Raw genomic sequence first — 22,352 nt, 5'->3', positions numbered from 1 at the left:
CCGTAAAGGCAGGCGCCGGCACAGCGGCAAGAAGTCCGCTCCCGGCCTCAAGACAGGCACTTCCGCCGGCAAACGGCCTGGAAGGCAGTTCCAAGCGCATGGTGCGTTGCAGGTGGAGAGGTGGCTCCGGCGCCACCGCGGCCTCGGCCAGGGGGTGTTCTACGGTAGAACACCAGGACATCACCAAGGCGTCCGCGCTGCCAGTGCCAGTGACGGCGCGGCAGCCACGACGCTCACAACGCACCGTACCCAATCAACCAATCCCGGCCTCAAGCCTGTCGCCCTTGGGAAAAAGGTTCTCGTCAACGTCAGCAGTCTTGGCACGGGAACCAAGACCGCGCGTCATCCGAAGGCGCCGGGCGCAGTGCGGCCGGATTCAATCAGCTTCCAAGAAGCGCTGGACACGAATCTTCCAGGACGCGGCAAGCGCCGCCTTTCGGGCCGGCCTCATCGGCACGGCATCGCATGACGCGGCCCAGCAAGAGCATCTACATCCCGCCCCACTGCCTATTGCGGCATCGCTTTGCTTCCAGCCCGAGACGGCGCCCAGACCCGGCGTACGCCGTCACCGGATGCCGGCGACATGCCCTGCGGGCAACTCATGAAGGCGCCGAGCAGGATGAACCGCGGCGGACTGGCCCCAATGCCTGCGACGCATCAACGCGTCCCGGCATGGAACGGAATTCGACCGCGCTCAGTTCGGATTGCTCGCCCGGCTCATGAGGCCTGGCCCAAGGACAAGCGAGGGCACGTGAGCAAGGCAGGCAACTTCGCCGGACCGCGCTGAGCACACCCTAAGTCCAACGCGAAGCGGCCTTGGTCGCGGACCGGCACGACGCTGAAACGCTCTGCACCCGACGCAAGCCCGTGCAGCCGGGTGCGGACCCAGCAGTCGGCCGGCCAGAGGCAAACACCACGGCGCACCGACCTTCCGCACGCCGCGTGGCCGTTGCAGCCGGCGCATGCGTCAGGCTGCATCCTCATCCCGGATTCTTTTCCCGTCGCGGCTCGGGAGAGGCGAGGTGCAGCAGCCTCGTGGTTCGGCCGAACCGGCAGCGCCTCGCAAGACACATCCAGCACGCACGACGGAGCGCATTCGTTTCGAAGTGAAGGGAATCGGGCCTGGATCGCCGGACGCTCCCAGGCCCATCCAAACTCGGTGCCGTGGCAGCGGCTGCGGCTGCGGCTGGCCCGGATCACCGCCGTTCCAGGCAGGCATGTCGCCCACGCCGAGCTGCCCTGCCTTGACAGCGCGATTCACGCCGATATCGGCCACCTGCGAGGCCACCCGGTGGAGACGCGATCAGCTCCGGCGGCAGCGCCGCACCAGCCGTGCAGCCACAGGGGCGCGTCCCCCTGAGGAGGCGAGCCTTCGCCGCCGGCGCGCTCCGGGCGCTCGGCGCGTCGGGGTGTTCTACCGTAGAACACTCCCCGCAGCGGGCAGCAAAAAGGGGCCCGCAGGCCCCTGTGGATGGCGCGGGCCCCAGGGCCGCTGCATCGGCATGTCAATCGAAGAACTTCGCCAGCAGCTCCAGCAGCCGCTTCTCCTTGTCGGCACTGAGTGCGCCGGCCTTGAAGCGCAGCGCAACATTGCCCTGCGCGTCCTTGTCCCAGGAACCGACCACCTTGCCGCCCAGCGTGTAGCGGGTCTGCCGTCCGAGCGGGCTTTTCTCATGCGGACCGGTGAGCCGGGCCAGCACCTCGCGTGCGGCCGGACGCGGCGACAGCGCCGCGATCTCGTGGGCACGCTGCAGCACTTCGGCCTCGTCGCGCTCCAGCGCGGCCTTGAGCGGTGCCACCCAGCGGAACTGCAGGTCCAGCGGCGAGGCAAAGGCTTGCACCACCACGTCCGGCAGCGCCGCAATCTGCAGCGCGGTGCTGACGTTGCCCGGCTGCACGCCGATGGATGCCGCCAGCTGGCGCAGCGACGGGAACAGCCCGGCATCGAGGGCGCGGCGGTACATCATTCCCTGCTCCCAGGCGGAGAGGTCCTTGCGCCCGCGGTTCTCGCGCTCCATCTCCACGAACAGGGCTCGGTCCTCGATGTTGTCCACCAGGCACAGCACCGGCAGGCCGAGCTGGCGACAGGCCTCCAGCCGGCGATGCCCGTACACCACCTCGAAGCTGCCCTCGGGCTCGGCCACCGGCCGGACCTTGATCGGCTGCACGTTGCCGCCGGCGTCCGCCACCTCGGCCTTGAGCTTGTCGAACTGCGGCGAGTCGTAGTTGAGCTCGTGGCGGTTGGCCCAGCGGCTGGGGCGGATCAGCGCCGCGTCGATGAGCCGCGTCGCCTTGGCGCCGTCCCACTGGCGCAGCTCGTTGAGCGCCTCGTCCAGCCGCCCTTGCAGCGCCTGCGCCTCCTGCGCGCGCGCCTGCAGCAGCTCGTTCTCACGCAGCAGGTCGGAACGGGCCTCGTTGGCGAAGGCCATCATCGCGCCCGGCGCGGTCTTGGGCCGCGCTGCCGTGCCGGTGTCCGGCCCCAGGCCGGGCAGGTTGCTGAAATCGAGCTTGGCGGCCTTGTTCTTGAGACTCATCGCACCCTCCCGTTCAGACCGCCAGCTGTTCCAGCTGCGTGGCCCACACCGCCTGGATCTGCTGCTCGACCAGCTCGCACATGCGGTCGTAGGCGTCGCGCGCGCGGGCGAAGGTCTTGGTGTTCATCGAGCCGCGCGGCAGGTCGTACACCGTGCCGAATTCCGCCGAGGCGGTGGCCGTCACGGCCGTCTTGGGAATCTCGATGGGCAGCACCTTGTCGGCATAACCCTCCAGCACCCATTGCCGCACCACGCTGCTGGCCGCGTCGTTGGATTCCACACGCGACAGCAGCACGTCGATGAACTCGAAGGTCTTGTCCTGCCCGCGGCTGCGGATGAGCTGGTTGCACAGGTCGCTGAACAGGTCCCAGAACTGCGCCGAGCTGGCGAAGTCCAGCGCTGAAGGGGGCAGGGGCATGATCACGCCGTCGGCGGCCATCAGCGCATTGATGGTGACGTAGCTCAGTGCCGGCGGCGTGTCGATGACGATCACGTCGTAGTCCAAGCGCGCCTGGTCCAGGCCACGATCGAGCACGCGCCAGAACTCGAAACCCGGGTCGCGGGTCTGGCGCGCCGGCAGCGCGAACTCCGCGCCGAACAGCAGCGGCGCGGCGCAGACCAAGTCAATGCCCGGCCAGTAGCTTTCGCGAATGGCGTAGCTCAGATCCTCATGCGCGCCCGAGAACAGCAGCATCGCCGTGTGCTCCTGCTCCACCTCGGCGTCCGGCAGCACGCCGAACAGCGTGGTGGCGGAGCCCTGCGGGTCCAGATCCACCACCAGCACCTTGTGCCCACGCATGGACAGGCCCTGTGCCAGCGTCACCGCGGAGGTGGTCTTGGCCACGCCGCCTTTGAAGTTGGCCACGGTCAGCGTTGTGCCGGCCGCGCCCTCGGGGCGCATGTGCGCGGCGCGGAACTCGCGCACCCATTGCCGGGCATCCGCCATGGACCATTCGCGCCGGTTGCCCTGCATCTCGCCGGGGGGCAGGTCGCCCCGGGTCAGGCGGTAGGCGATGCGGGATTTATCGACATGGCACAGCTGCGCCAGCTGGGCCGCACTGAGCGTGGGCGCCGTCTTCTTGGCTGCCGGCGGCAGCATCGCGGCACGAATGTGCCCCATCATCGCCGCCACCCGAGCGGCTTGGTGTTCGATGTCGGCCAAGCTCTGCCGACGAATCGCCTGTCTGATGTCCATGGAATCCCAGCTTGTTACGTTTTTGGAGGTGCGATCGATTATGCATGGCACCTCGCAAAAATCGCATGAATGCCGCTGCGGCGCACAAACGTATGGCAAGCGATGCATTACGGATGCTTCCTCCTTTGCTTCAGCGGACCCCGGGATTAAGAAATATCTAGAAGAATTCAAGAGATTAACGCCTGTGGATAAGTAGATTTATTGCTTAAATATCAAAGAGTTAGGCGTAATTTTCCGCGGTTTGTGTCCACGCTTTAACCGTTTGTGTCCGCCTCTTACCCGCATGTGTCCAACTTTCATCCGGCTGGTGTCCACTTCTTAACCGGACGTCCCGAAGAGTTGTGCACAGGCGCTTGCGGAAGGTTCACCGTGACGTTCATCACGCCAGGCCGCCGCCTGCATCGTCCAGCGTCCAGCATTTACCCGCTGCGCTGACCTGAGCAGCAGCGATGCAGTCGCACCAAGTGTCCGGTTCCTAACCGATGCCGGTTGGCTGTCCGCAACACATCGATCAAGGCAAGCGTCCAGCTTCTAACCGGCTATCCGGCCAGCCCTTGCCCACCGGTTCTTGCCCAACTGTCCGGCTTTTAACCGGGACTGCTCGGCATCCCATGGAACGTCGGCAGGGCAAACGTCCGTGATTTACCCGGCCCTGCCACGGCAGGGCGCCAAGGCATTTCCCGGAAGTGTCCAGGCTTTAACCGGTAAATGTGGCGGCTTCAACCGTCGAAATGCGCACGGACGCTTGAAAGGGAAAATCTTGGCGACGTTCCTGCCTGTCGAATGAGTAACCGTCCAAGCCGGCGTGGACATATCATCCGGCGATGGACGACAAGGACGCGCCCCGCATGCCGGGCAAAGGGGACGATGGCGCCGAGGTGCGCAAGCCGGGCATGAAGGAGGAGGGCGCGGAGCTGCGCAAGCCGCACGAGATGATCGTGATGGTGCCGCGCTCGCGCCGCGTCACGCTCACCGGGCGGCGGCTGTACAACGCGCTGCTGCAGGTGTCGCAGTCGCGGCTGCAGGCCATGAGCGCCATGCCGCCGGCGGACTACATGTTCGAGGCGCCCTTGCCCGCGCTGCTGCGCACCACCGGCTCCAGCGGCGAGGACCGCACCGCCGCCAAGCGCTACCTGCGCGAGATGCGCGGACTGGAGGTGGACTGGGAGTCCACCGCGCCGGGCGATGGCCTGAAGTGGCGCGGCTTCTCGATGCTCTCCGAAGTGGCCATCGAGGTGCGCAACGGCGAGAACTGGGTGTCCTGGTCCTACCCGCCCACCATCATGTCGGCGCTGCGCGAGCCCGCGCGCTGGGCTCGCATCGACCTGGACGTGCTGGCCAAGCTCGGCTCCTACGCCGCGGTGGCGCTGTACGAGATCTGCGCCCGCTACCGCGACAACCCCTCCGGCGTCACCAGCCGCAAGCCGGTGCAGTGGTGGGCCGACGCGCTCAGCCCCGCGCCGGGCGGCGCCGAGCGGCGCGAGTGGCGCAAGTTCAAGAACGAGCGCGTGAAGCCGGCGGTGGAGGAGATCAACAGCGAGACCGACATCGAGATCGAGCTCATCGAGCACAAGCTCGGCCGCGCCGTCAGCGAGGTGCAGTTCGCGGTGCGCCGCAAGCGCGGCACGCCGCGCCCGCGCGCGCTGGCCGAGGGGCCGGTCGATGCCGGGCTGGTACTGCGCGCGGAGTCGCTGGGCATCCGCGAGGCCAAGCTCGACGGCCTGCTCAAGGAGTTTGGCGAGACGCGGGTGCGCGAGCAACTTGACGTACTGGAGCGTCGCGCCGTCAACCGCAAGCTGCGCGGCATCGAGCACGCCTACGCCTACCTGCGCTCACTGCTGCGCCATGGCGAGGCCGACGCCGCGCTGTCGCTGCCGGCGCCGTCCAACGTGCCGGTGGAGGAGGGCGCCGCCCCGGTGGCGCCGCAAGCCGTGCCGCCGCGGCCCGCCTCGCCTGCCTCGGTGCTGGCCGTCGCGGCCGATGCCGGTCCGGGCGCGGAGGCCTGGCTCAACGGCCGCATCGCCCAGATCAAGGCCGAGATCGCGGCGCTGGACCCGGTGCAGCGCCGCGGCTGGGTGGATCGGGCACTGCAGGACCTGGCCGCGCGCGGGATGCTCAGCGCCGTGGTGTCGCGCCGCGCCGCGCAGGGCGACGTGCTGCATGGCGTGCTGGGCTCGGTGCTGGTGCGTGTCTACGCCGAGGCCGTGCACGGCCCGGGCTGGGACCGGCCATCCGGCGCGGCTTGAGTCAGGCGTCTTGGCGCGGCGCGGCACCGAGCGAGCGCCGCGCCAGCAGGGCCGTGCCGTAAGCCGCTTCTTCCTGCGCAGCCACGTCCACCGGCACGCCCAGGCAGCGCCGGCGCAGTTCCAGCCACGCCGGGTTGCGCGCGCCACCACCGACGCTGAGCACGCGCAGCGGGCGCGGTCCGCCCAATTCGGCGATGCGCCGGTAGCCCAGGGCCTCCACTTGTGCGATGCCTTCGAGCAGGCCCTGGAAGAAACGCGCGTCGTCCTCCGGCCGTGGCGACACGCGCGGCGGCAGGGACGGGTCGTTGATGGGGAAACGCTCCCCTGGCGCGGGCAGCGGGTAGTAGTCCAGCCCGGTCCACGCTTCTGGCCGCAGCCTTGGCGTCAGCTCGGCCATGCGCTCGGCGCTGAAATGCCGCAGCAGCGCCGATCCGCCACTGTTGGAGGCGCCGCCCGCCAGCCACAGCCCGCCCAGCCGGTGGCTGTAGACGCCGTACTCGGGCGCGCACACCGGTTGTTGCGACAGCACCTTGAGCACCAGCGTGCTGCCCAGCGAGGTGACGGCCTCGCCCACGCGGCTGGCTCCGGTGGCCAGGAAGGCCGCCACGCCGTCGGTGGTGCCCGACAGCACCTGCACCCCGGACCGCAGGCCGAATTCCCGGGCCATGGCCGGCGCCAGCCGGCCCAGCGCCGCGCCCGGCGCCTGCACCCGCGGCAGCAGCCCGCGGCGCAGGCGCAAGGCCCGCAGCCAGTCGGGCCAGCAGCGCCGCACCGGGTCGTGGCCCAGCTTGAGCGCGTTGTGCTCGTCCGAGGCGCCGAAGCGGCCGGCGAGCCGGCCGGCAATCCAGTCCGCCTGGTGCAGCGCATGGGCAGCTTGCGGCGCCCGGTCCTGCAGATGCAGCAGCCGCGCCAGCGCGCAGGCCGGGCCGCGCGCGGCGGTGTCCGGCGGCGCCACGGCGGCAATGCGCGCCGCCTCGTCCAGGCAGGCCGCATCGTCGTACATCAGGGCCGGCGTCAGCGGCTGGCCGTGGCTGTCGGTGAGCAGCAGCGTGCCGGATGTGCCGTCCACGGCGATGGCAGCCAGGTGCGCGCGCTCCATGCGCGCCAGCACGGCCTGCAGGACCTGCCGCACGCCTTGCCACCAACCGGTTGGGTCCTGCGTGACGCGCGCACCGTCGCGTCGCGAGGGCGGCAGCGGTGCCCGGGCCGTGGCCCGTACGGCGCCATCGGCATCGATCACCACCGCGCGCACGCCCGAGGTGCCCAGGTCCAGGCCCAGGAACAGGCGCGGGTCGGAAACGGTGGGAGTGCAGCTGGGGGCCGGGACCATGGCGCCATTGTCGGCGTCCAGTTTGCGGAGCAGGCGAAGGCAAGGTGCGATGCCCAGCCCCGCCCGTGGCGGTGCTCCGGCGCTCAGGGATCGATGACGGCCGCGCAGGCGTCGGTGGGAATGGCCGCGGCATGGCCGACGAGCGGGACGATCTTGATCATCGCCGAGGTGGCGCGGCAGGGAAAGGCCAGGGCACCACAGCCGCCGAGCAGGGACGACAACAGCACGGCCGACAGGGTGAGAAGCAGGGTTCGCATCCCGGTCCAATGGCGCGACGGCGCTGGCGTTGACGTTCCGTACAGGCTGTTTCGTCCATGACGGTACTTTTTCACTGCGCTGACTCGTATCCGTCATCGATGCGCAGCCGATGACGGTGCCGGGTGCGGCTTTGGCGCGCTGTCCGGGTGGTTCGGGCCGCGCGCTATCCTCGCTGGCCCGCCGCCACCGCGGTCTCATTGCCAGGGCGGCCCTGCGGCCGCCGCGTCGTCGTCCCTCGTGAATCTCAAGCAGCTCGAATACTTCGTCCAGGTTGCCGAACTCGGCAGCTTCAGCAAGGCCGCCGCGGTGCTGGACATCGCGCAGCCCGCGCTCAGCCGCCAGGTGCGGGCGCTGGAGACCGAGCTGCGCGAGACGCTGCTGCTGCGCAACGGCCGCGGCGTGGCGCTGACCGAGGCCGGGCGGCGGTTGCTGGAGCATGGCACCGGCATCCTGCAGGCCGTGGCGCAGGCGCGCGCCGACATGAGCGCCTCGCGCGACGAGGCGGTGGGGCGCATCGTGATCGGCGTGCCGCCCACCATGGGCCGCAAGCTCACCGTGCCGCTGGTGGAGAACTTCAAGGCGCGGCTGCCGCGGGCGCAGCTGGCGATCGTGGAAGGGCTGTCCTCGCACATCGTCGAATGGATCTTGAGTTCGCGCGTGGACCTGGGGCTGCTCTACAACCCCGAGGCCCAGCCGGGGCTGGAGGTGATGCCGCTGCTCAACGAGCCGCTGTGCCTGGTGGAGCGGTGCGACGCGCCCTCCGGCCGCGCGGCGGGCCGCGGGCTGGTGCCGCTGCGCGAGCTCGCCGCGCTGCCACTGGTGCTGCCCGAGCGGGCGCATGTGATCCGGCGCCAGCTGGAAACGCAGGCGGCGCTGGCCGGGCTGAAGCTGCAGATCGCCTGGGAAGTGTCCAGCGTGGCGGCCATCATCGAGCTGGTGGCGGCCGGCCATGGCTGCGCCGTGCTCACGGCCAGCGCGGTGGCGGCCTCGCCGCGCGCCGCGGAGCTGCGCGCGCGGCCGCTCACCGATCCCGCGCTCACCAGCGTGCTGTGCCTGGCGCGCTCGTCCAGCCGCCGGCCGGGTCCGCTGATGCGCCAGGCCTCGCAGCTGCTCATCGATCTGAGCCTGGGTCTGCCCACGGGCGGCGTGCCCGCCGCCGGCACAGACTAAGGCCGCTCCATCGCGGCGCCCCACGGCTGTCCCGGCCGAGGGAGCGCCCCCTTGTCCCCGAGATGGCGCCCAACCTATTTGAGATGGGTCAACGCCCAAAGCTATGCCGTTTTGCGATAGCAGCTATGGGCGGAATGGACTTGGTCTTCACCGGCTGCATCACCAGAATCCCGCTGCAAACGGCCAGACCTCGGACCAGGCCCGGCACGCCGACTGCCCGCCCCTGAGCCGGGTGTTCCGGGCGGCTCGAAGGGCCGTCCGGGCCTGGTCCGCCGCCCCACCAACCATTCCTGGAGACCTCGATGATCATCGACGTTCACGGCCACTACACCACGGCTCCCGCGGCGCTGGGCGCCTGGCGCGACCTGCAGATCGCCTCGCTCAAGGACCCGAGCAAGAAGCCCGATCCGAAGAGCCTGAAGATCAGCGACGACGAGCTGCGCGAGTCCATTGAGACCAACCAGCTCAAGCTGATGAAGCAGCGCGGCTCGGACCTGACGGTGTTCAGCCCGCGCGCGAGCTTCATGGCCCACCACATCGGCGACTTCGAGACCTCCTCCACCTGGGCGGCGATCTGCAACGAGCTGTGCTGGCGCGTCAGCCAGCTCTTCCCCGACCACTTCATCGGTGCCGCGATGCTGCCGCAGTCGCCGGGCGTGGACCCCGCGACCTGCATCCCCGAGCTGGAGAAGTGCGTCAAGGAATATGGTTTCGTCGGCATCAACCTGAACCCCGACCCTTCCGGCGGCCACTGGACCAGCCCGCCGCTGTCCGACCGCCACTGGTACCCCATCTACGAGAAGATGGTCGAGCTGGACATCCCGGCGATGATCCACGTCTCCACCAGCTGCAACCCCTGCTTCCACACCACGGGCTCGCACTACCTGAACGCGGACACCACCGCCTTCATGCAGTGCCTCACCAGCGACCTGTTCAAGGACTTCCCGACGCTGAAGTTCCTGATCCCGCACGGCGGCGGCGCGGTGCCCTACCACTGGGGCCGTTTCCGCGGCCTGGCCCAGGAACTGAAGAAGCCGCTGCTGAGCGAGCACCTGCTCAACAACATCTTCTTCGACACCTGCGTCTACCACCAGCCCGGCATCGACCTGCTCACCAAGGTCATCCCGGTGAAGAACATCCTGTTCGCCTCCGAGATGATCGGCGCGGTGCGCGGCATCGACCCGGAGACCGGCCACTACTACGACGACACCAAGCGCTACGTCGAGGCCACCGCCAACCTCACCGAGGAGGAGCGCTACCTGGTCTACGAAGGCAACGCGCGCCGCGTGTTCCCGCGCCTGGACGTTGCGCTGAAGGCCAAGGGCCTGTGACATGCATTCCGTTCGCCCTGCGTCCGTCGAAGGGCCTGCAGCCGCGCTGTGCGGCAAGGCTTCGACAGGCTCAGCCCGGACGGGCTTTTGAAGACTGACTGGAAGGAATCCGCCATGTACGAACTCGGTGTCGTCTACCGCAACATCACCCGCGCCGACCGCGAGGCCACCGACCGCCTGGCCGCGCTGGGCTCGGCCACCGTGCACGAGGCGCAGGGCCGTGTCGGCCTGCTGCAGCCCTACATGCGGCCCATCTACCCGGGCGCGCAGGTCTCGGGCACGGCCGTGACGGTGCTGCTGCACCCGGGCGACAACTGGATGATGCACGTCGCGGCCGAGCAGATTCAGCCCGGCGACATCGTGGTGGCCGCCATCACCGCCCCGTGCACCGACGGCTACTTCGGCGACCTGCTGGCCACCAGCTTCCAGGCCCGCGGCGCGCGCGCCCTGATCATCGACGCCGGCGTGCGCGACGTGCGCGTGCTGCAGGAGATGGGCTTCCCGGTGTGGAGCAAGGCCGTCTCGTCCAAGGGCACCATCAAGGCCACGCTGGGCTCGGTCAACATCCCCGTGGTGTGCGCGGGCATGCTGGTCAACCCGGGCGACGCCATCGTCGCCGACGATGACGGCATCTGCTGCGTGCCCGCGGCCAAGGTCAGGGACGTGGCCGAGGCCGCCGCCAAGCGCGAGAGCTTCGAAGGCGAAAAGCGCGCCAAGCTGGCCTCGGGCGTGCTCGGCCTCGACATGTACAACATGCGCGAGCCGCTGGCCAAGGCGGGACTGAAGTACATCGACTGAAGTTGCCCGCCGCAACGACATCAATCAAAACGCAGGAGACACCATGAATCCGATCAAGACCCTGGCCGCGGCCGCCTTCGGCGCGCTGGCCCTGCTCGCCGGCGCCGCGCAGGCGCAGGAATTCCCCACCAAGCCGGTGCGCATCACCACGCCGTTCCCGGCCGGCGCCGGTCCTGAAGCCGTGGTGCGGCTGGTGGCCGAGCGGCTGCAGAAGAAGTGGGGCAAGCCGGTGGTGGTGGAGAACAAGCCCGGCGCCAACGGCTTCATCGCCATTGACCAGTTCAAGCGCGCCGCCAACGACGGCCACGAGCTGATCCACCTGGACAACGTGCACCTGGTGGCCTACCCGCACCTGTTCAAGAAGCTGCCCTACGACCCGGTCAAGGACTTCGATCCGGTCACGCCGCTGTTCAAGACCTACTTCTTCGTGGGCGTGGGCGCGAACAGCAAGTACAAGAGCGTGGGCCAGATCGTGGCCGACGCCAAGGCGCGACCGGGCGCGCTCAACTACGGCTCGTGGTCGGTGGGCAACCCGGTGCACCTGGGCTCGGCGCTGCTGGAGTCGATGACCAACACGCAGATGCAGCACGTGGTCTACAAGGAGACCTCGCAGCTCTACACCGGCGTGGCCACGGGCGAGCTCGACTTCGCGCTGGGCTCGCTGGCCACCGCCGGCCCGCTGCAGCGCTCGGGCAAGCTCAAGTTCATCGCCGTGACCGGCCCGAAGCGCCACCCCGCCTTCCCCGACGTGCCCACGGTGGCCGAATCGGGCGGCCCGGCGGGCTACGAGGTCACGGGCTGGACCACCATCGCCGCGCCCAAGGGCCTGCCCAAGCCGGTGGCCGACAAGATCCAGAAGGACATCGAGGAAGCCCTGGCCGACCCCGAGATCAAGCAGCGCTACGCCACCTTCGGCTACGACGTCTTCCCGGCCACGCGCGACGAGTTCAACGCCTTCATCGCGGCCGAGTCCAAGAAGTACGCCGAGGTCATCCGGCGCGCGAAGGTCTCGCTGGACTGAGAAAGAGCATTCCATGGACCCCAAGCAGTGGCACATCGGCCTCGTCGGCTACGGCGAGGTGGGTCGCATCCTGGCCGAGGACCTGCGCAGGCAGGGCGTGCGCGTCAGCGCCTACGATCTCAAGCTGGATGCGCCGGCAACCGCCGGCGCGCTGCGCGAGCATGCGCAGGCGCACGGCGTGGCGCTGGCCTCTTCGCCTGTCGAGCTGGCGAGCGAGGCGGACCTGATCGTCTCCGCCGTCACCGCCAGCCAGGCCGTGGCGGTGGCGCAGGGCTGTGTGCCCGGCATCAAGGCCGGTGCGTTCTTCCTGGACTTCAACTCCGCCTCGCCCGGCGCCAAGCAGCGCGCCGCGGGCCTCATCGACGCCGCCGGTGGGCGCTACGTCGAGGGCGCGGTGATGACCTCCATCCCGCCCTACCGCATCCGCGTGCCGCTGCTGCTGGGCGGCCCCAGCGCTCCCGCGCTGGAGCCGCTCCTCAATGCCCTGGGCTTCGACGCCAAGGTCGCCAGCGAGAGGCTGGGCGTGGCCTCGGCCACCAAGATGTGCCGCAGCGTGATGATCAAGGGCCTGGAGGCCATGGTCATCGAGAGCTTCACCGCAGCGCGCCACTACGGCGTGGAGAACGCGGTCATCGCTTCCCTGCATGAGACCTTCCCCGGCATCGACTGGGAGAAGCAGGCCGCCTACTTCTTCCAGCGCGTGATCGAGCATGGCCGCCGCCGCAGCGAAGAGGTGCGCGAGGTGGCCGAGACGGTGCGTGAGGCCGGGCTCACGCCCTGGAGCGCCAGCGGCACCGCCGAGCGCCAGGCCTGGGTTGCGGACCTGGCCGACGCCGGCCTGTTCGGCACCAAGGGCAGCAAGGAGTTCGCGCGCAGCCCCGACTGGCGCACCGAGGCCGACCGCATCCTGGGCCATGTCAAATCGAAGGACTGAGTATGAGCAAACCCACTTCCGGTGACTTCACCAAGACCCCCGGCTGGCTCGATTGGTACGAGGGGCCAGCCAAGCCGGCCTTCCAGGTACCGCCCGGCAGCGTCGATGCGCACTGCCACGTGTTCGGCCCCGGCGCGCAGTTCCCCTATGCGCCCGAGCGCAAGTACACGCCCTGCGACGCCTCCAAGGACCAGCTCTTCGCGCTGCGCGACCACCTCGGTTTCGCGCGCAACGTCATCGTGCAGGCCACCTGCCACGGCGCCGACAACCGCGCCCTGGTCGATGCGCTGCTGCACAGCGAGGGCAAGGCCCGCGGCGTGGCCACCGTCAGGCGCAGCGTCTCGGACGCGGAGCTGCAGGCGCTGCACGACGCCGGCGTGCGCGGCGTGCGCTTCAACTTCGTCAAGCGCCTGGTCGATTTCACGCCCAAGGACGAGCTGATGGAGATCGCCGGCCGCATTGCCAAGCTGGGCTGGCATGTGGTGATCTACTTCGAGGCCGTGGACCTGCCTGAGCTGTGGGACTTCTTCACCGCGCTGCCCACTACAGTGGTGGTGGACCACATGGGCCGTCCGGACGTCACGAAGCCCATCGACGGGCCCGAGTTCGAGCTGTTCCTGCGCTTCATGCGCGAGCATGGCAACGTGTGGAGCAAGGTCAGCTGCCCCGAGCGCCTGTCGGTGAGCGGCCCGCCGGCGCTCGATGGCGAGCGCAACGCCTACCGCGACGTGGTGCCCTTCGCCCGCCGCGTGGTGGAGGAGTTCCCGGATCGCGTGCTGTGGGGCACCGACTGGCCGCACCCGAACCTGAAGAACCACATGCCCGACGACGGCCTGCTGGTGGACTTCATCCCGCACATCGCGCCCACGGCCGAGCTGCAGAAGAAGCTGCTGGTGGACAACCCCATGCGGCTGTACTGGCCCGAGGAAGTGAAGTAAGGAGACCTCCATGGCATTGCACAAACCCTACAAGGACGTGCCCGGCACGACCATCTTTGACGCCGACCAGTCGCGCAAGGGCTACTGGCTCAACCAGTTCTGCATGTCGCTGATGAAGGCCGAGAACCGCGAGAAGTTCAAGGCCGACGAGCGCGCCTACCTTGACCAGTGGGCGATGACGGAAGAGCAGAAGCAGGCGGTGCTGGACCGCGACCTGAACCGCTGCATCGCCCTGGGCGGCAACATCTACTTCCTGGCCAAGATCGGCGCCACCGACGGGCGCAGTTTTCAACAGATGGCCGGCAGCATGACGGGCCTGACCGAGGAGCAGTACCGCGAGATGATGGCCGGCGGCGGACGCTCGCCGGAAGGCAACCGCTACGCGCACGAGCAGCAAGCGCAGGCACCGCAGCCCGCGGCGCCGCAATCCAAGCCTGAGGACCAGTAAATGGCACGCATCACCGCCAGCGTCTACACCTCGCACGTCCCGGCCATCGGCGCCAGCCTGGACCTGGGCAAGACCCAGGAGCCTTATTGGCAGCCGGTGTTCCAGGGCTACGAGTTTTCCAAGCAGTGGGAAAAGGAGAACAAGCCCGACGTGGTGTTCCTGGTCTACAACGACCATGCCACCGCTTTCAGCCTGGACTTCATCCCCACCTTCGCCATCGGCACCGCCGCCGAGTTCCAGCCCGCCGACGAAGGCTGGGGCCCGCGCCCGGTGCCCAAGGTGATCGGCCATCCGGAGCTGGCCGCGCACATTGCGCAGTCCGTGATCCAGGACGACTTCGACCTGACCATCGTCAACAAGATGGACGTGGACCACGGCCTGACGGTGCCGCTGTCCCTGATGTTCGGCCAGCCCGAGGCCTGGCCGTGCCCGGTGATCCCCTTTGCCGTCAACGTGGTGCAGTACCCCGTGCCCAGCGGCCGGCGCTGCTTCAACCTGGGCAAGGCCATCCGCAAGGCGGTGGAGAGCTATGACGAGCCGCTCAATGTGCAGATCTGGGGCACCGGCGGCATGAGCCACCAGCTGCAGGGCCCGCGCGCGGGCCTGATCAACCGCGAGTGGGACAACGCTTTCCTCGACAAGCTGATCAACGATCCGGAGACCGCGGCCAGCATCCCGCACATCGACTACGTGCGCGAGGCCGGCTCCGAGGGCATCGAGCTGGTGATGTGGCTGATCGCGCGCGGCGCGATGAGCGACGTCAATGGCGGCCCGAAGCCGACCGTGAAGCACCGCTTCTACCACGTGCCCGCGTCGAACACGGCCGTGGGTCATCTCATCCTGGAGAACAACTGACATGAGCAACAAGACGATCAAGGTCGCGCTGGCCGGCGCCGGCGCCTTTGGCATCAAGCACCTGGACGGCATCAAGAACATCGACGGCGTCGAGGTGGTCTCGCTCATCAGCCGCGACCTGGAAAAGACCCGCGAGGTGGCCGAGAAGTACGGCATCAAGCACGTGACCACCGAGCTGGCCGACAGCCTGGCGCTGCCGGAAGTGGACGCCGTGATCCTGTGCACGCCCACGCAGATGCACGCCTCGCAGGCGATTCAATGCCTGAAGGCCGGCAAGCATGTGCAGGTGGAGATTCCGTTGGCCGACAAGCTGGAGGATGCGCAGGAGGTGGTGCGGCTGCAGAAGGAGACGGGCCTGGTGGCGATGTGCGGCCACACCCGCCGCTTCAACCCCAGCCACCAGTGGATTCACAAGAAGGTCCAGGCCGGCGAGTTCAACATCCAGCAGATGGATGTGCAGACCTACTTCTTCCGCCGCACCAACATGAACGCGCTGGGCCAGCCGCGCAGCTGGACCGACCACCTGCTGTGGCACCACGCCGCGCACACGGTGGACCTGTTCGCCTACCAGTGCGGCAGCCCCATCGTGAAGGCCAACGCCGTGCAGGGCCCGATCCACCCGCAACTGGGCATCGCCATGGACATGAGCATCCAGCTCAAGGCCGCCAACGGCGCGATCTGCACGCTGAGCCTGTCCTTCAACAACGACGGCCCGCTGGGCACCTTCTTCCGCTACATCGGCGACAGCGGCACCTACATTGCCCGCTACGACGACCTGGTCAGCGGCAAGGAAGAGAAGATCGACGTGTCCAAGGTGGACGTGTCGATGAACGGCATCGAGCTGCAGGACCGCGAGTTCTTCGCCGCCATCCGCGAAGGCCGCGAGCCCAACTCCAGCGTGGCGCAGGTGCTGCCCTGCTACGAGGTGCTGCACCAGCTGGAGCAGCAGCTCAACGAGGGCCAGTGACTCACGCACTCCGTTCGCCCTGAGCTTGTCGAAGGGCCTGTGGCCCGGTCCTCCGGCTAGGCTTCGACAGGCTCAGCCCGAACGGTGTCCTCTACAGAAAGAACTCACAAGGAATGAGCCTCATGCAGCAGCGTCGCATCGGTCCCTTCAGCGTCTCGGCCATCGGCCTGGGCTGCATGAACCTGAGCCATGCCTACGGCGTGCCGCCGCCGGCGGAGGAGGGCGAGCGGCTGCTGCTGCGCGCGCTCGACCTGGGCGTCACGCTCTTCGACACTGCGGCCCTGTACGGCTTCGGCGCCAACGAGACGCTGGTCGGGCGGGCGCTCAAGCCCCACCGCGACCGCTTCACGCTCGCGAGCAAGGGCGGCATGGCCGGCGTCAAGGGCGAGGACGGCGTGACGCGCCGCGTCATCGACGGCCGCCCCGAGACCATCCGCCGCAACTGCGAGGACAGCCTCCAGCGCCTGGCCGTGGAGGTCATCGACCTCTACTACCTGCACCGCCTGGACATGACCGTGCCCATCGAGGAGACGGTGGGTGCCATGGCCGAGCTGGTGCGCGAGGGCAAGGTGCGCACGCTGGGCCTGTCCGAGGTGTCGGCCGCGACGCTGCGGCGCGCGCATGCCGTGCACCCGATCGCGGCGCTGCAGACCGAGTATTCGCTCTGGACGCGCAATCCGGAGATCGCGGTGCTGCAGACGTGCCGCGAGCTGGGCGTGGCTTTCGTGGCCTTCAGCCCGGTGGGCCGCGGCTTCCTGGCCGGCGGGCTCGGCGACGTGTCCACGCTGGACGCCAAGGACATCCGCCGCGCCATGCCGCGCTTCACGCCTGAAAATTACGCGCGCAACCTGGAGCTGTTCGACGGCCTCCAGCGCATCGCGCAGGCCCGGGGCTGCACGCCGGCGCAGATCTCGCTGGCCTGGCTGCTGGCGCAGGGCGAGGACATCATCCCCATCCCCGGCACCACCCGCATTGCGCACCTGGAAGAAGACCTGGGCGCGCTCGACGTGCGGCTCGACGCCGACACCATCGCCGAGCTCGATGCGCTGATCAACCAGCGCACCGTGGCGGGCGCGCGCTACAACGCCGCCACGCAGCAGGAAATCGACACTGAGGAGTTCTGACCGGACGCCGGGCCGCCCCGGTCAGCGCGGCGGGGAGGCCGGCGTGAACTGGCGCCGCTTCAGGCGGCGCTGGTACACCGCCATGATCGGCGTCGCCGTCGAGCCGTGCAGCAGCACCGACAGCGCGATGGTGACCAGCACCGCGTCAGCGACTTCCGGTGTGTCCGGCGTGAACGCGCCGTGCGAGACGGCATAGGCCAGGTAGTACATCGAGCCTACACCCCGCACGCCGAACCAGGCGGCCAGCGCGCGCTGCATCGGCGTCCAGCGCAGGTGCCGCGTGGTCAGCCACACCGCCACGGGCCGGGCCACCAGCAGCAGCGCCGCCGCCACGCCGACGCTCTGCCAGGTGAAGGCGGAGGTGCTGAGCAGGCTGCCCACCAGCAGCATCACGGTCAGCTCGACCAGCTTTTCCAGGTCCAGTGCGAACTCCAGCGCGGCCGGCGCGATGTAGTGCTGCTTCTCGGGCTCGACGACGGTCTCGTCGCTGGGCTTCTCGGGATTGTCCAGATGCTCCACATGGCGCATCGCCAGTCCGGCGGTGAACACGGCCAGGAAGCCGTAGGCCTTGAGCTTCACGTCCACCCCATAGGCCAGCGCGATGAGGCCCAGCGACAGGAAGCTCTCCATGCCCAGGGCCTGCATGCGCTCGCGGCGCAGCCAGGCCACGGCGCGGGCGAAGCCCGTGCCCAGGAACCAGCCCACGAGCAGTCCCATGCTCACGGCCCACAGCACGTCCACCAGCCACCAGCGCCAGCCGCCCGTGCCCAGCTCATGCAGGCCCAGCAGCCCCAGCGCCAGCATGACGAAGGGGAAGGCCGCGCCGTCGTTGAGCCCGCCTTCGCCGGTCAGGCTGAAGCGCAGCCGGTCGCGGTCGCCGACCTGCTCGACCTGCACCTCGGAGGCCAGCACCGGGTCGGTGGGCGCCAGCACGGCCGCCAGCAGCACCGCGGCGCCCAGCGACAGCCCCAGCCCCCAGTAGCCCAGCGCCGTGATGAAGGCGATGGTCAGCAGCATGGCCACGCTGGCCAGCAGCACCGGCGCGCGCCACAGCGGATCGTCCAGGTGCACCCGCAGCCGCAGGCCCACCGCGAACAGCGACACCAGCACCGCGATCTCGGTGAGATGCTCGATCAGCACGGCGTCCTCGGTGAGGCTCAAGTTGATGAAGCCCGCGACCTCCGGACCCAGGATGTAGCCGATGGCGAGATACAGCGCCGCCGCGCTCACCGGCAGACGCTTGAGCAGCGTGTTGCTCAGGCCCATTGCGACGAGCAGCGAGCCGATCAGCAGGCACCAGGTGGCGAACAAGGCGTGACGGGGTCGGTGGATGGAGGAAATACCCGGGCCGCGCTTCCGTCCGACCCGGGATGTATGGCAGGAGCCGGTCAGCAATGGGCGTACCGCGCCGCCCGGAGCGCACCCCGAGGCCGGCGATCCGGCCGCCTGGGCGCGATGCACCGGGGCGTCGCGGCTCGATGCCGCATGTCCGGTGAGTCGCCCGGTACCAGCCACGATCGAGGCCGAGTTGGCAATCCTGCGAAAAAGGGGGAGCACGGGAGGCCAGCCGGCGCGGCGCTTGCGATGTCTGGGCTGAAAGGAGCGACGCCATGGCGACGAACCGAAACGACCCCCGGCACGAAGGCTTCAAGGCCGGGGCTTTCTTTGGCGGGAGCTGTCCCTACGCCCCCGGCTCACCCGAGGCCACGGCCTGGGAGCATGGCTGGGTGGAGGGCTCGATGAAGCGCGAGGGGGCCCGCTGGCGCCGGCCGCGCTCGCTGATGGGGTGGCAGCCGCTTCTGCAAAAGCTGCGCAACGCGATTCCGCTGGCCCGTTAACGGTAGCGGGTGCGGGCGCGGGGCGACGCGCCGCCGGCCGGCGGCGCCAAGTCCGGAGCGGATGCCTGCTCCGCGTCGGCGCGGGGCGGCTCCAGCTCCCGCAGCCAGTCGAACACCCGGGGCCAGATCCGGCGGTGGGCGCTCTCGCCGATCAGGGCGCCCAGGTGCTGCAGCGACACGCCCACGTCGCCGCGGTAGTGCTGCAGCAGCGTGCGCTCACTGGCGGTGGCCTGCACGAAGCCCGCCAGCGACCGGGCCGGCACCACGCGGCTGCGCTCATCGACGATGGCCGTGATGGGCACGTTCACCTCGCCCGGCGTGACGCGCCGCCCCTCCAGCTCCAGCGTGCCGCGCATGAAGCGGTCTTCGCGGTACAGCGCATCGCTGACCTGCGCCACCAGCTTGCCGGGCAGCGGCAATTCCTGCAGCGTCCAGCGCATGGCCAGCAGGTGGCGGCGCCAGGCCTGCGGCCCGTGCAGCGCCGCCGCGACGGCGTCCAGGCGCGATTCGGTGATGAACTCGTCCGGCGAGGCCAGGCTGGCGCCCAGGCTCACCAGGCTGCCCGGCACATGGGCATAGCGCTGCGCGAAGCCGGGCGGCAGCGCATGCACCACCGACGCCAGCGCGCCGGTGGACTCGCCGAAGCACAGCGGCGCCTCCACCAGCACCAGCGAGGCCGCGGCCTGCGGATAGCGCGCCGCGCACAGCGCCGACAGGGTGCCGCCCAGTGAATGGCCCATCAGGTGCGGCCGGTGTCCGGTAGCTTCCCGCACCCGCTCGCTGGCACGGGCGACGGCGGCCACATGCTCGTCCAGCCCCCAGTCCGCCGGCGCCGCATGCCATTCCACCAGGTAGACCTGGCAGCCCTGTGCCAATGCGGCGCGCACCACGCTGCAATCCGGTGCCAGGTCCCAGATCCAGTGCGCCTTGATCGGCGCGGGCACGATCAGCAGCACCGGCCCGCCGCCGCTGTCGTAGCGCCGCAGGCGCAGCCCGGGCGCCTCGTGCAGCACCCGGCTGGGCGAGGGCTGCGGGCCGAGGCCGAGCCGGTCCAGCCCGGCACCGGCGGCCAGCCGCATCGCGTCCATGCCCTTGAAAAAGCTGCCGTTGAGTCCTGCCGCGGCATTGGCCGCCCATACCTTGTGCATCTACAGCCCCGTGGGAAAGGTTTGTCGCTGCCCGAACGGCGTTACCGCATGGAGGGATCGAGCGGCGTGACGGCGCGCGTGCGGCCAAACCTCGGGTCTTGGCAAACAACGTACCGTCGTGCAGCCCAGCTGTTCCCGGAGTCCTTTGTGGGCGACAGGCATGAACGGCATTCCGGTTGCCGCACCCGTTCATCCCGGATTCAAGGAAGGAGCCCGCCATGACGCCCGTACCGGACGACAGCGTTCCCCACGGCCCGCCCACCGCCGGCGCGCCGCAGTCCCGCGACCAGGATGAGCAGGCCGCCGCGCCACCGGACGAGGACACCCTCGTGGACGCCGCATCCGACCCGACCGCGTCAGAAGCCGAAGGGCCGGGTGACGGGTCCGGCGGCAGCGACGAGGGCCTGGAAGCGGCGCGCGAAGCCGCGCGCGAGCACTCGGGCGGTCGCCTCGGCAGGCGGTAGCGGCCGGCGCCGACCGCCTGCGCCATGGCCTTGCCGAGGCTATGGATTCTTAGGAAGCGATAGAATTCTCCGCATGGTCGTAATCCCGTCAAAGGGGATGCGTGTCGGACGCGGGTTCGATTCCCGCCGGCTCCACCAGAAGCACATCGAAACCCGATGTCGCGTGTGTTTCTGATGGGGCCGACCTGGTTTCGACGGCGCGAGGAACTGGAGAAGGCGACCCGAGAGGCGACGGACGTAATCCGCGCAAATCAAGCAATCGCCAACGACGAGCGCTTCCTGGCCGCCGCCTAATACGGCAGCCCGGGTCCGGCACCTGAGAACAGAACGCCGGTGTTGATCGCCCTGCCTCAAACGCAGGGCGATTTCATTTGGGCCGTCGCAACGGCCTTGCGGGAACGGGGGTTGCACGCCTCGGGGCGCTGTATTGGCAGCAGCCATGGAAGGAGACCCCATGAGACGCGCATTGACAGCTCTTGGCACGCTCGCCGCGGGTGTGGCCGCGGCGTACTTCTCCGATCCCGGGCAGGGCCGCCGGCGCCGCGCGGCCCTGCGCCACCAGGCCGCCGCAACGGCGCACGACACGGCGGACGTCGCGCAAAGCGCCCGCCAGCAGGCCGCGGACCGCCTGCAGGAGCTCGCGCACGAAAGCAGGGTGGCGGGACGGCAGGCCCTGCATCGCCTGCGCCTCCTGGTCCGCGAAGGCCGCGAACGGATGGCGGCCCGGCGCCTCGACCGCGAGCCGCCGGCCCAACGGCCGGTCGCGTCGGGCCACGCACTGCTGGCGGCCCTTGGCGGCATCGCCGTCGGCGCGGCGGCGATGGTCCTGCTCGATCCGCAACGGCGGCGCCGACGCCTGTCCCTGGTCCGCGACCAGGCCGTGCGGCTGGGCCATGCCGGTGCCTGCTTCGTCGATGTGGGGCTGCGCGATCTGGGCCACCGCGCCAAGGGCCTGGGCGCGCGGACGACGGCCCTGCTGCGCCGCAGCTCTGCGGACGACGCCGTGCTGGTGCAGCGCGTGCGCGCCGCGATGGGCCGCGTCGTGTCGCACCCGCACTCGATCTGGGTGACGGCGGCCGAAGGTTGCGTGACCATCGGCGGCCCGGTGCTCGACGGCGAGCTGGCGCCGTTGCTCAAGTGCGTCCACTCGGTGCGCGGCGTGCGCGAGGTGCGGGACGCGCTGGAGCCGCATGACTCCGCCGCCCATGTGCCGGCGCTGCAGGGCGGCCGGCGGCGCGTCGGTCCGCAGGCCGAGCTGATGCGGGCGCACTGGGCGCCGGGCCCGCGGTTGCTGGCCCTGGCCGGCGGCACGGCCTTGACCCTCTACGGCGCCTCGCGGGGCGGCCTGACCGGCCTGCTGAGCGCCGCCGCCGGCTTGGGGCTGGCCGTGCGGGCGGCGCGCAATGAAGGGCTGCGCCAGGCCATGGGCCGGGTCACCGGCCGGTCGGTGATGGAAGCCGGCCCGTCTCCGCAGGCGTCATCGTCTCGGCAGGAAGCTGATGCCGCCGGTCAGGCCCACGGCTGGCGCCCGGTCGAGCCCGCCTTGCCGCTGCACGGCGGCGCGGCGCTGCACTGAGAGCCCGGGGGCGCCGGCAGCGGCCAAGCGCCGGTGCCGGCGCCGTCGAGCGCGGTATGCCTCTTGCCGCCCCGCCCATGTGATGCGTGGTTGTGGAAAGGCGGTGGCGGTATGGAACACAAGCAGCGTGAGCGCGGTTCCCACTTGTGGCTGGGCCTGGGCGTGGGAGCCTTGTTG

At 69.6% G+C, this 22,352-nt stretch carries 20 protein-coding genes and 1 other RNA gene; 15 read left to right on the top strand and 6 right to left on the bottom strand.

From position 1 onward, the window contains the following. Positions 1 to 1,505: 1,505 nt before the first annotated feature. Together HHL10_RS26940 and HHL10_RS26935 are read right to left on the bottom strand one after the other, a co-directional pair. The gene (locus HHL10_RS26940) at positions 1,506 to 2,534 is read right to left on the bottom strand and encodes a ParB/RepB/Spo0J family partition protein (RefSeq protein ID WP_169163507.1); all 1,029 of its coding nucleotides are present in this window, start codon (positions 2,532 to 2,534) and stop codon (positions 1,506 to 1,508) included. Between the two features lie 13 nt (positions 2,535 to 2,547). Next, positions 2,548 to 3,729, bottom strand: coding sequence for an AAA family ATPase (locus tag HHL10_RS26935; protein ID WP_205833237.1), 1,182 nt, complete (start codon positions 3,727 to 3,729; stop codon positions 2,548 to 2,550). An 824-nt stretch (positions 3,730 to 4,553) separates the two neighbouring features. Here HHL10_RS26935 and HHL10_RS26930 point away from each other — a divergent pair. Further along, entirely contained in the window at positions 4,554 to 5,975 is a 1,422-nt protein-coding gene (locus tag HHL10_RS26930) for a replication initiation protein (RefSeq protein ID WP_169163506.1), read from the top strand. 1 nt (position 5,976) lies between these two features. Here HHL10_RS26930 and HHL10_RS26925 read toward each other — a convergent pair whose 3' ends face one another. Next, positions 5,977 to 7,305 (bottom strand): FGGY-family carbohydrate kinase, encoded by a 1,329-nt coding sequence (locus HHL10_RS26925; RefSeq protein ID WP_169163505.1) that lies wholly within the window; start codon positions 7,303 to 7,305, stop codon positions 5,977 to 5,979. An 83-nt stretch (positions 7,306 to 7,388) separates the two neighbouring features. Next, positions 7,389 to 7,562, bottom strand: a complete 174-nt coding sequence (locus tag HHL10_RS26920) for a DUF6726 family protein (RefSeq protein WP_169163504.1) — start codon at positions 7,560 to 7,562, stop codon at positions 7,389 to 7,391. Between the two features lie 238 nt (positions 7,563 to 7,800). On the opposite strand from HHL10_RS26920, the gene HHL10_RS26915 reads away from it, so the two are divergent. The 10 genes from HHL10_RS26915 (at position 7,801) to HHL10_RS26870 (ending at position 17,149) form a co-directional block, all read left to right on the top strand. Continuing rightward, the gene (locus tag HHL10_RS26915) at positions 7,801 to 8,733 is read left to right on the top strand and encodes a LysR family transcriptional regulator (RefSeq protein WP_169163503.1); all 933 of its coding nucleotides are present in this window, start codon (positions 7,801 to 7,803) and stop codon (positions 8,731 to 8,733) included. Between the two features lie 302 nt (positions 8,734 to 9,035). Further along, a complete protein-coding gene (locus HHL10_RS26910; RefSeq protein ID WP_169163502.1) occupies positions 9,036 to 10,064 on the top strand; it encodes an amidohydrolase family protein in 1,029 nt (342 codons plus the stop codon). 114 nt (positions 10,065 to 10,178) lie between these two features. After that, positions 10,179 to 10,862, top strand: a complete 684-nt coding sequence (gene ligK / locus HHL10_RS26905; protein ID WP_169163501.1) for a 4-carboxy-4-hydroxy-2-oxoadipate aldolase/oxaloacetate decarboxylase — start codon at positions 10,179 to 10,181, stop codon at positions 10,860 to 10,862. Positions 10,863 to 10,905: 43 nt separating this feature from the next. Then, positions 10,906 to 11,883: a Bug family tripartite tricarboxylate transporter substrate binding protein gene (locus tag HHL10_RS26900; RefSeq protein ID WP_169163500.1), complete on the top strand. Its 978-nt coding sequence runs from the start codon at positions 10,906 to 10,908 to the stop codon at positions 11,881 to 11,883. 13 nt (positions 11,884 to 11,896) lie between these two features. Next, positions 11,897 to 12,817 carry a DUF1932 domain-containing protein gene (locus HHL10_RS26895; protein ID WP_169163499.1) on the top strand — a complete coding sequence of 307 codons (921 nt, stop codon included), beginning with the start codon at positions 11,897 to 11,899 and terminating at the stop codon, positions 12,815 to 12,817. A 2-nt stretch (positions 12,818 to 12,819) separates the two neighbouring features. Next, on the top strand, positions 12,820 to 13,755 hold the full coding sequence (locus tag HHL10_RS26890) for an amidohydrolase family protein (RefSeq protein WP_169163498.1): 936 nt from the start codon (positions 12,820 to 12,822) through the stop codon (positions 13,753 to 13,755). 10 nt (positions 13,756 to 13,765) lie between these two features. Then, positions 13,766 to 14,203: a protocatechuate 4,5-dioxygenase subunit alpha gene (gene ligA / locus HHL10_RS26885; protein WP_169163497.1), complete on the top strand. Its 438-nt coding sequence runs from the start codon at positions 13,766 to 13,768 to the stop codon at positions 14,201 to 14,203. Then, entirely contained in the window at positions 14,204 to 15,058 is an 855-nt protein-coding gene (locus HHL10_RS26880; protein ID WP_169163496.1) for a class III extradiol dioxygenase subunit beta, read from the top strand. A gap of 1 nt (position 15,059) precedes the next feature. After that, the gene (locus HHL10_RS26875) at positions 15,060 to 16,025 is read left to right on the top strand and encodes a Gfo/Idh/MocA family oxidoreductase (protein ID WP_169163495.1); all 966 of its coding nucleotides are present in this window, start codon (positions 15,060 to 15,062) and stop codon (positions 16,023 to 16,025) included. A 122-nt stretch (positions 16,026 to 16,147) separates the two neighbouring features. Further along, a complete protein-coding gene (locus HHL10_RS26870; RefSeq protein WP_169163494.1) occupies positions 16,148 to 17,149 on the top strand; it encodes an aldo/keto reductase in 1,002 nt (333 codons plus the stop codon). Between the two features lie 21 nt (positions 17,150 to 17,170). Here the strand turns inward: HHL10_RS26870 and HHL10_RS26865 are convergent, their stop codons facing one another. Beyond that, positions 17,171 to 18,460 carry a cation:proton antiporter gene (locus HHL10_RS26865; RefSeq protein ID WP_169163493.1) on the bottom strand — a complete coding sequence of 430 codons (1,290 nt, stop codon included), beginning with the start codon at positions 18,458 to 18,460 and terminating at the stop codon, positions 17,171 to 17,173. A 299-nt stretch (positions 18,461 to 18,759) separates the two neighbouring features. Here HHL10_RS26865 and HHL10_RS26860 point away from each other — a divergent pair, with 299 nt between their 5' ends. Further along, positions 18,760 to 18,987, top strand: coding sequence for a hypothetical protein (locus HHL10_RS26860; RefSeq protein WP_169163492.1), 228 nt, complete (start codon positions 18,760 to 18,762; stop codon positions 18,985 to 18,987). Here the strand turns inward: HHL10_RS26860 and HHL10_RS26855 are convergent. After that, entirely contained in the window at positions 18,984 to 20,135 is a 1,152-nt protein-coding gene (locus HHL10_RS26855) for an alpha/beta fold hydrolase (protein WP_169163491.1), read from the bottom strand. The two genes, HHL10_RS26860 and HHL10_RS26855, sit on opposite strands and share 4 nt — an antisense overlap. 218 nt (positions 20,136 to 20,353) lie before the next feature. On the opposite strand from HHL10_RS26855, the gene HHL10_RS26850 reads away from it, so the two are divergent. The 3 genes from HHL10_RS26850 to HHL10_RS26840 all read left to right on the top strand — a co-directional run bounded on the left by HHL10_RS26850 (position 20,354) and on the right by HHL10_RS26840 (position 22,175). Then, on the top strand, positions 20,354 to 20,599 hold the full coding sequence (locus HHL10_RS26850; protein WP_169163490.1) for a hypothetical protein: 246 nt from the start codon (positions 20,354 to 20,356) through the stop codon (positions 20,597 to 20,599). A gap of 28 nt (positions 20,600 to 20,627) precedes the next feature. Then, positions 20,628 to 20,952, top strand: a transfer-messenger RNA (tmRNA) gene (gene ssrA / locus HHL10_RS26845). 101 nt (positions 20,953 to 21,053) lie between these two features. Beyond that, positions 21,054 to 22,175 (top strand): hypothetical protein, encoded by a 1,122-nt coding sequence (locus tag HHL10_RS26840; protein WP_169163489.1) that lies wholly within the window; start codon positions 21,054 to 21,056, stop codon positions 22,173 to 22,175. Positions 22,176 to 22,352 lie beyond the last annotated feature (177 nt).

This window comes from Azohydromonas caseinilytica (genome assembly GCF_012927045.1).
Taxonomy (GTDB): Bacteria; Pseudomonadota; Gammaproteobacteria; order Burkholderiales; family Burkholderiaceae_C; genus Azohydromonas; species Azohydromonas caseinilytica.
This window is presented reverse-complemented; position numbering and strand designations above follow the sequence as displayed.

Coding starts and splice junctions, on each gene's coding strand:
- HHL10_RS26850 (WP_169163490.1), top strand. CDS start 20,354: ATGACGCCCGTACCGGACGACAGCGTTCCCCACGGCCCGCCCACCGCC.
- HHL10_RS26875 (WP_169163495.1), top strand. CDS start 15,060: ATGAGCAACAAGACGATCAAGGTCGCGCTGGCCGGCGCCGGCGCCTTT.
- ligA (WP_169163497.1), top strand. CDS start 13,766: ATGGCATTGCACAAACCCTACAAGGACGTGCCCGGCACGACCATCTTT.
- HHL10_RS26890 (WP_169163498.1), top strand. CDS start 12,820: ATGAGCAAACCCACTTCCGGTGACTTCACCAAGACCCCCGGCTGGCTC.
- HHL10_RS26895 (WP_169163499.1), top strand. CDS start 11,897: ATGGACCCCAAGCAGTGGCACATCGGCCTCGTCGGCTACGGCGAGGTG.
- HHL10_RS26840 (WP_169163489.1), top strand. CDS start 21,054: ATGAGACGCGCATTGACAGCTCTTGGCACGCTCGCCGCGGGTGTGGCC.
- HHL10_RS26935 (WP_205833237.1), bottom strand. CDS start 3,729: ATGGACATCAGACAGGCGATTCGTCGGCAGAGCTTGGCCGACATCGAA.
- HHL10_RS26870 (WP_169163494.1), top strand. CDS start 16,148: ATGCAGCAGCGTCGCATCGGTCCCTTCAGCGTCTCGGCCATCGGCCTG.
- HHL10_RS26900 (WP_169163500.1), top strand. CDS start 10,906: ATGAATCCGATCAAGACCCTGGCCGCGGCCGCCTTCGGCGCGCTGGCC.
- HHL10_RS26925 (WP_169163505.1), bottom strand. CDS start 7,305: ATGGTCCCGGCCCCCAGCTGCACTCCCACCGTTTCCGACCCGCGCCTG.
- HHL10_RS26855 (WP_169163491.1), bottom strand. CDS start 20,135: ATGCACAAGGTATGGGCGGCCAATGCCGCGGCAGGACTCAACGGCAGC.
- HHL10_RS26920 (WP_169163504.1), bottom strand. CDS start 7,562: ATGCGAACCCTGCTTCTCACCCTGTCGGCCGTGCTGTTGTCGTCCCTG.
- ligK (WP_169163501.1), top strand. CDS start 10,179: ATGTACGAACTCGGTGTCGTCTACCGCAACATCACCCGCGCCGACCGC.
- HHL10_RS26860 (WP_169163492.1), top strand. CDS start 18,760: ATGGCGACGAACCGAAACGACCCCCGGCACGAAGGCTTCAAGGCCGGG.
- HHL10_RS26880 (WP_169163496.1), top strand. CDS start 14,204: ATGGCACGCATCACCGCCAGCGTCTACACCTCGCACGTCCCGGCCATC.
- HHL10_RS26940 (WP_169163507.1), bottom strand. CDS start 2,534: ATGAGTCTCAAGAACAAGGCCGCCAAGCTCGATTTCAGCAACCTGCCC.
- HHL10_RS26910 (WP_169163502.1), top strand. CDS start 9,036: ATGATCATCGACGTTCACGGCCACTACACCACGGCTCCCGCGGCGCTG.
- HHL10_RS26930 (WP_169163506.1), top strand. CDS start 4,554: ATGGACGACAAGGACGCGCCCCGCATGCCGGGCAAAGGGGACGATGGC.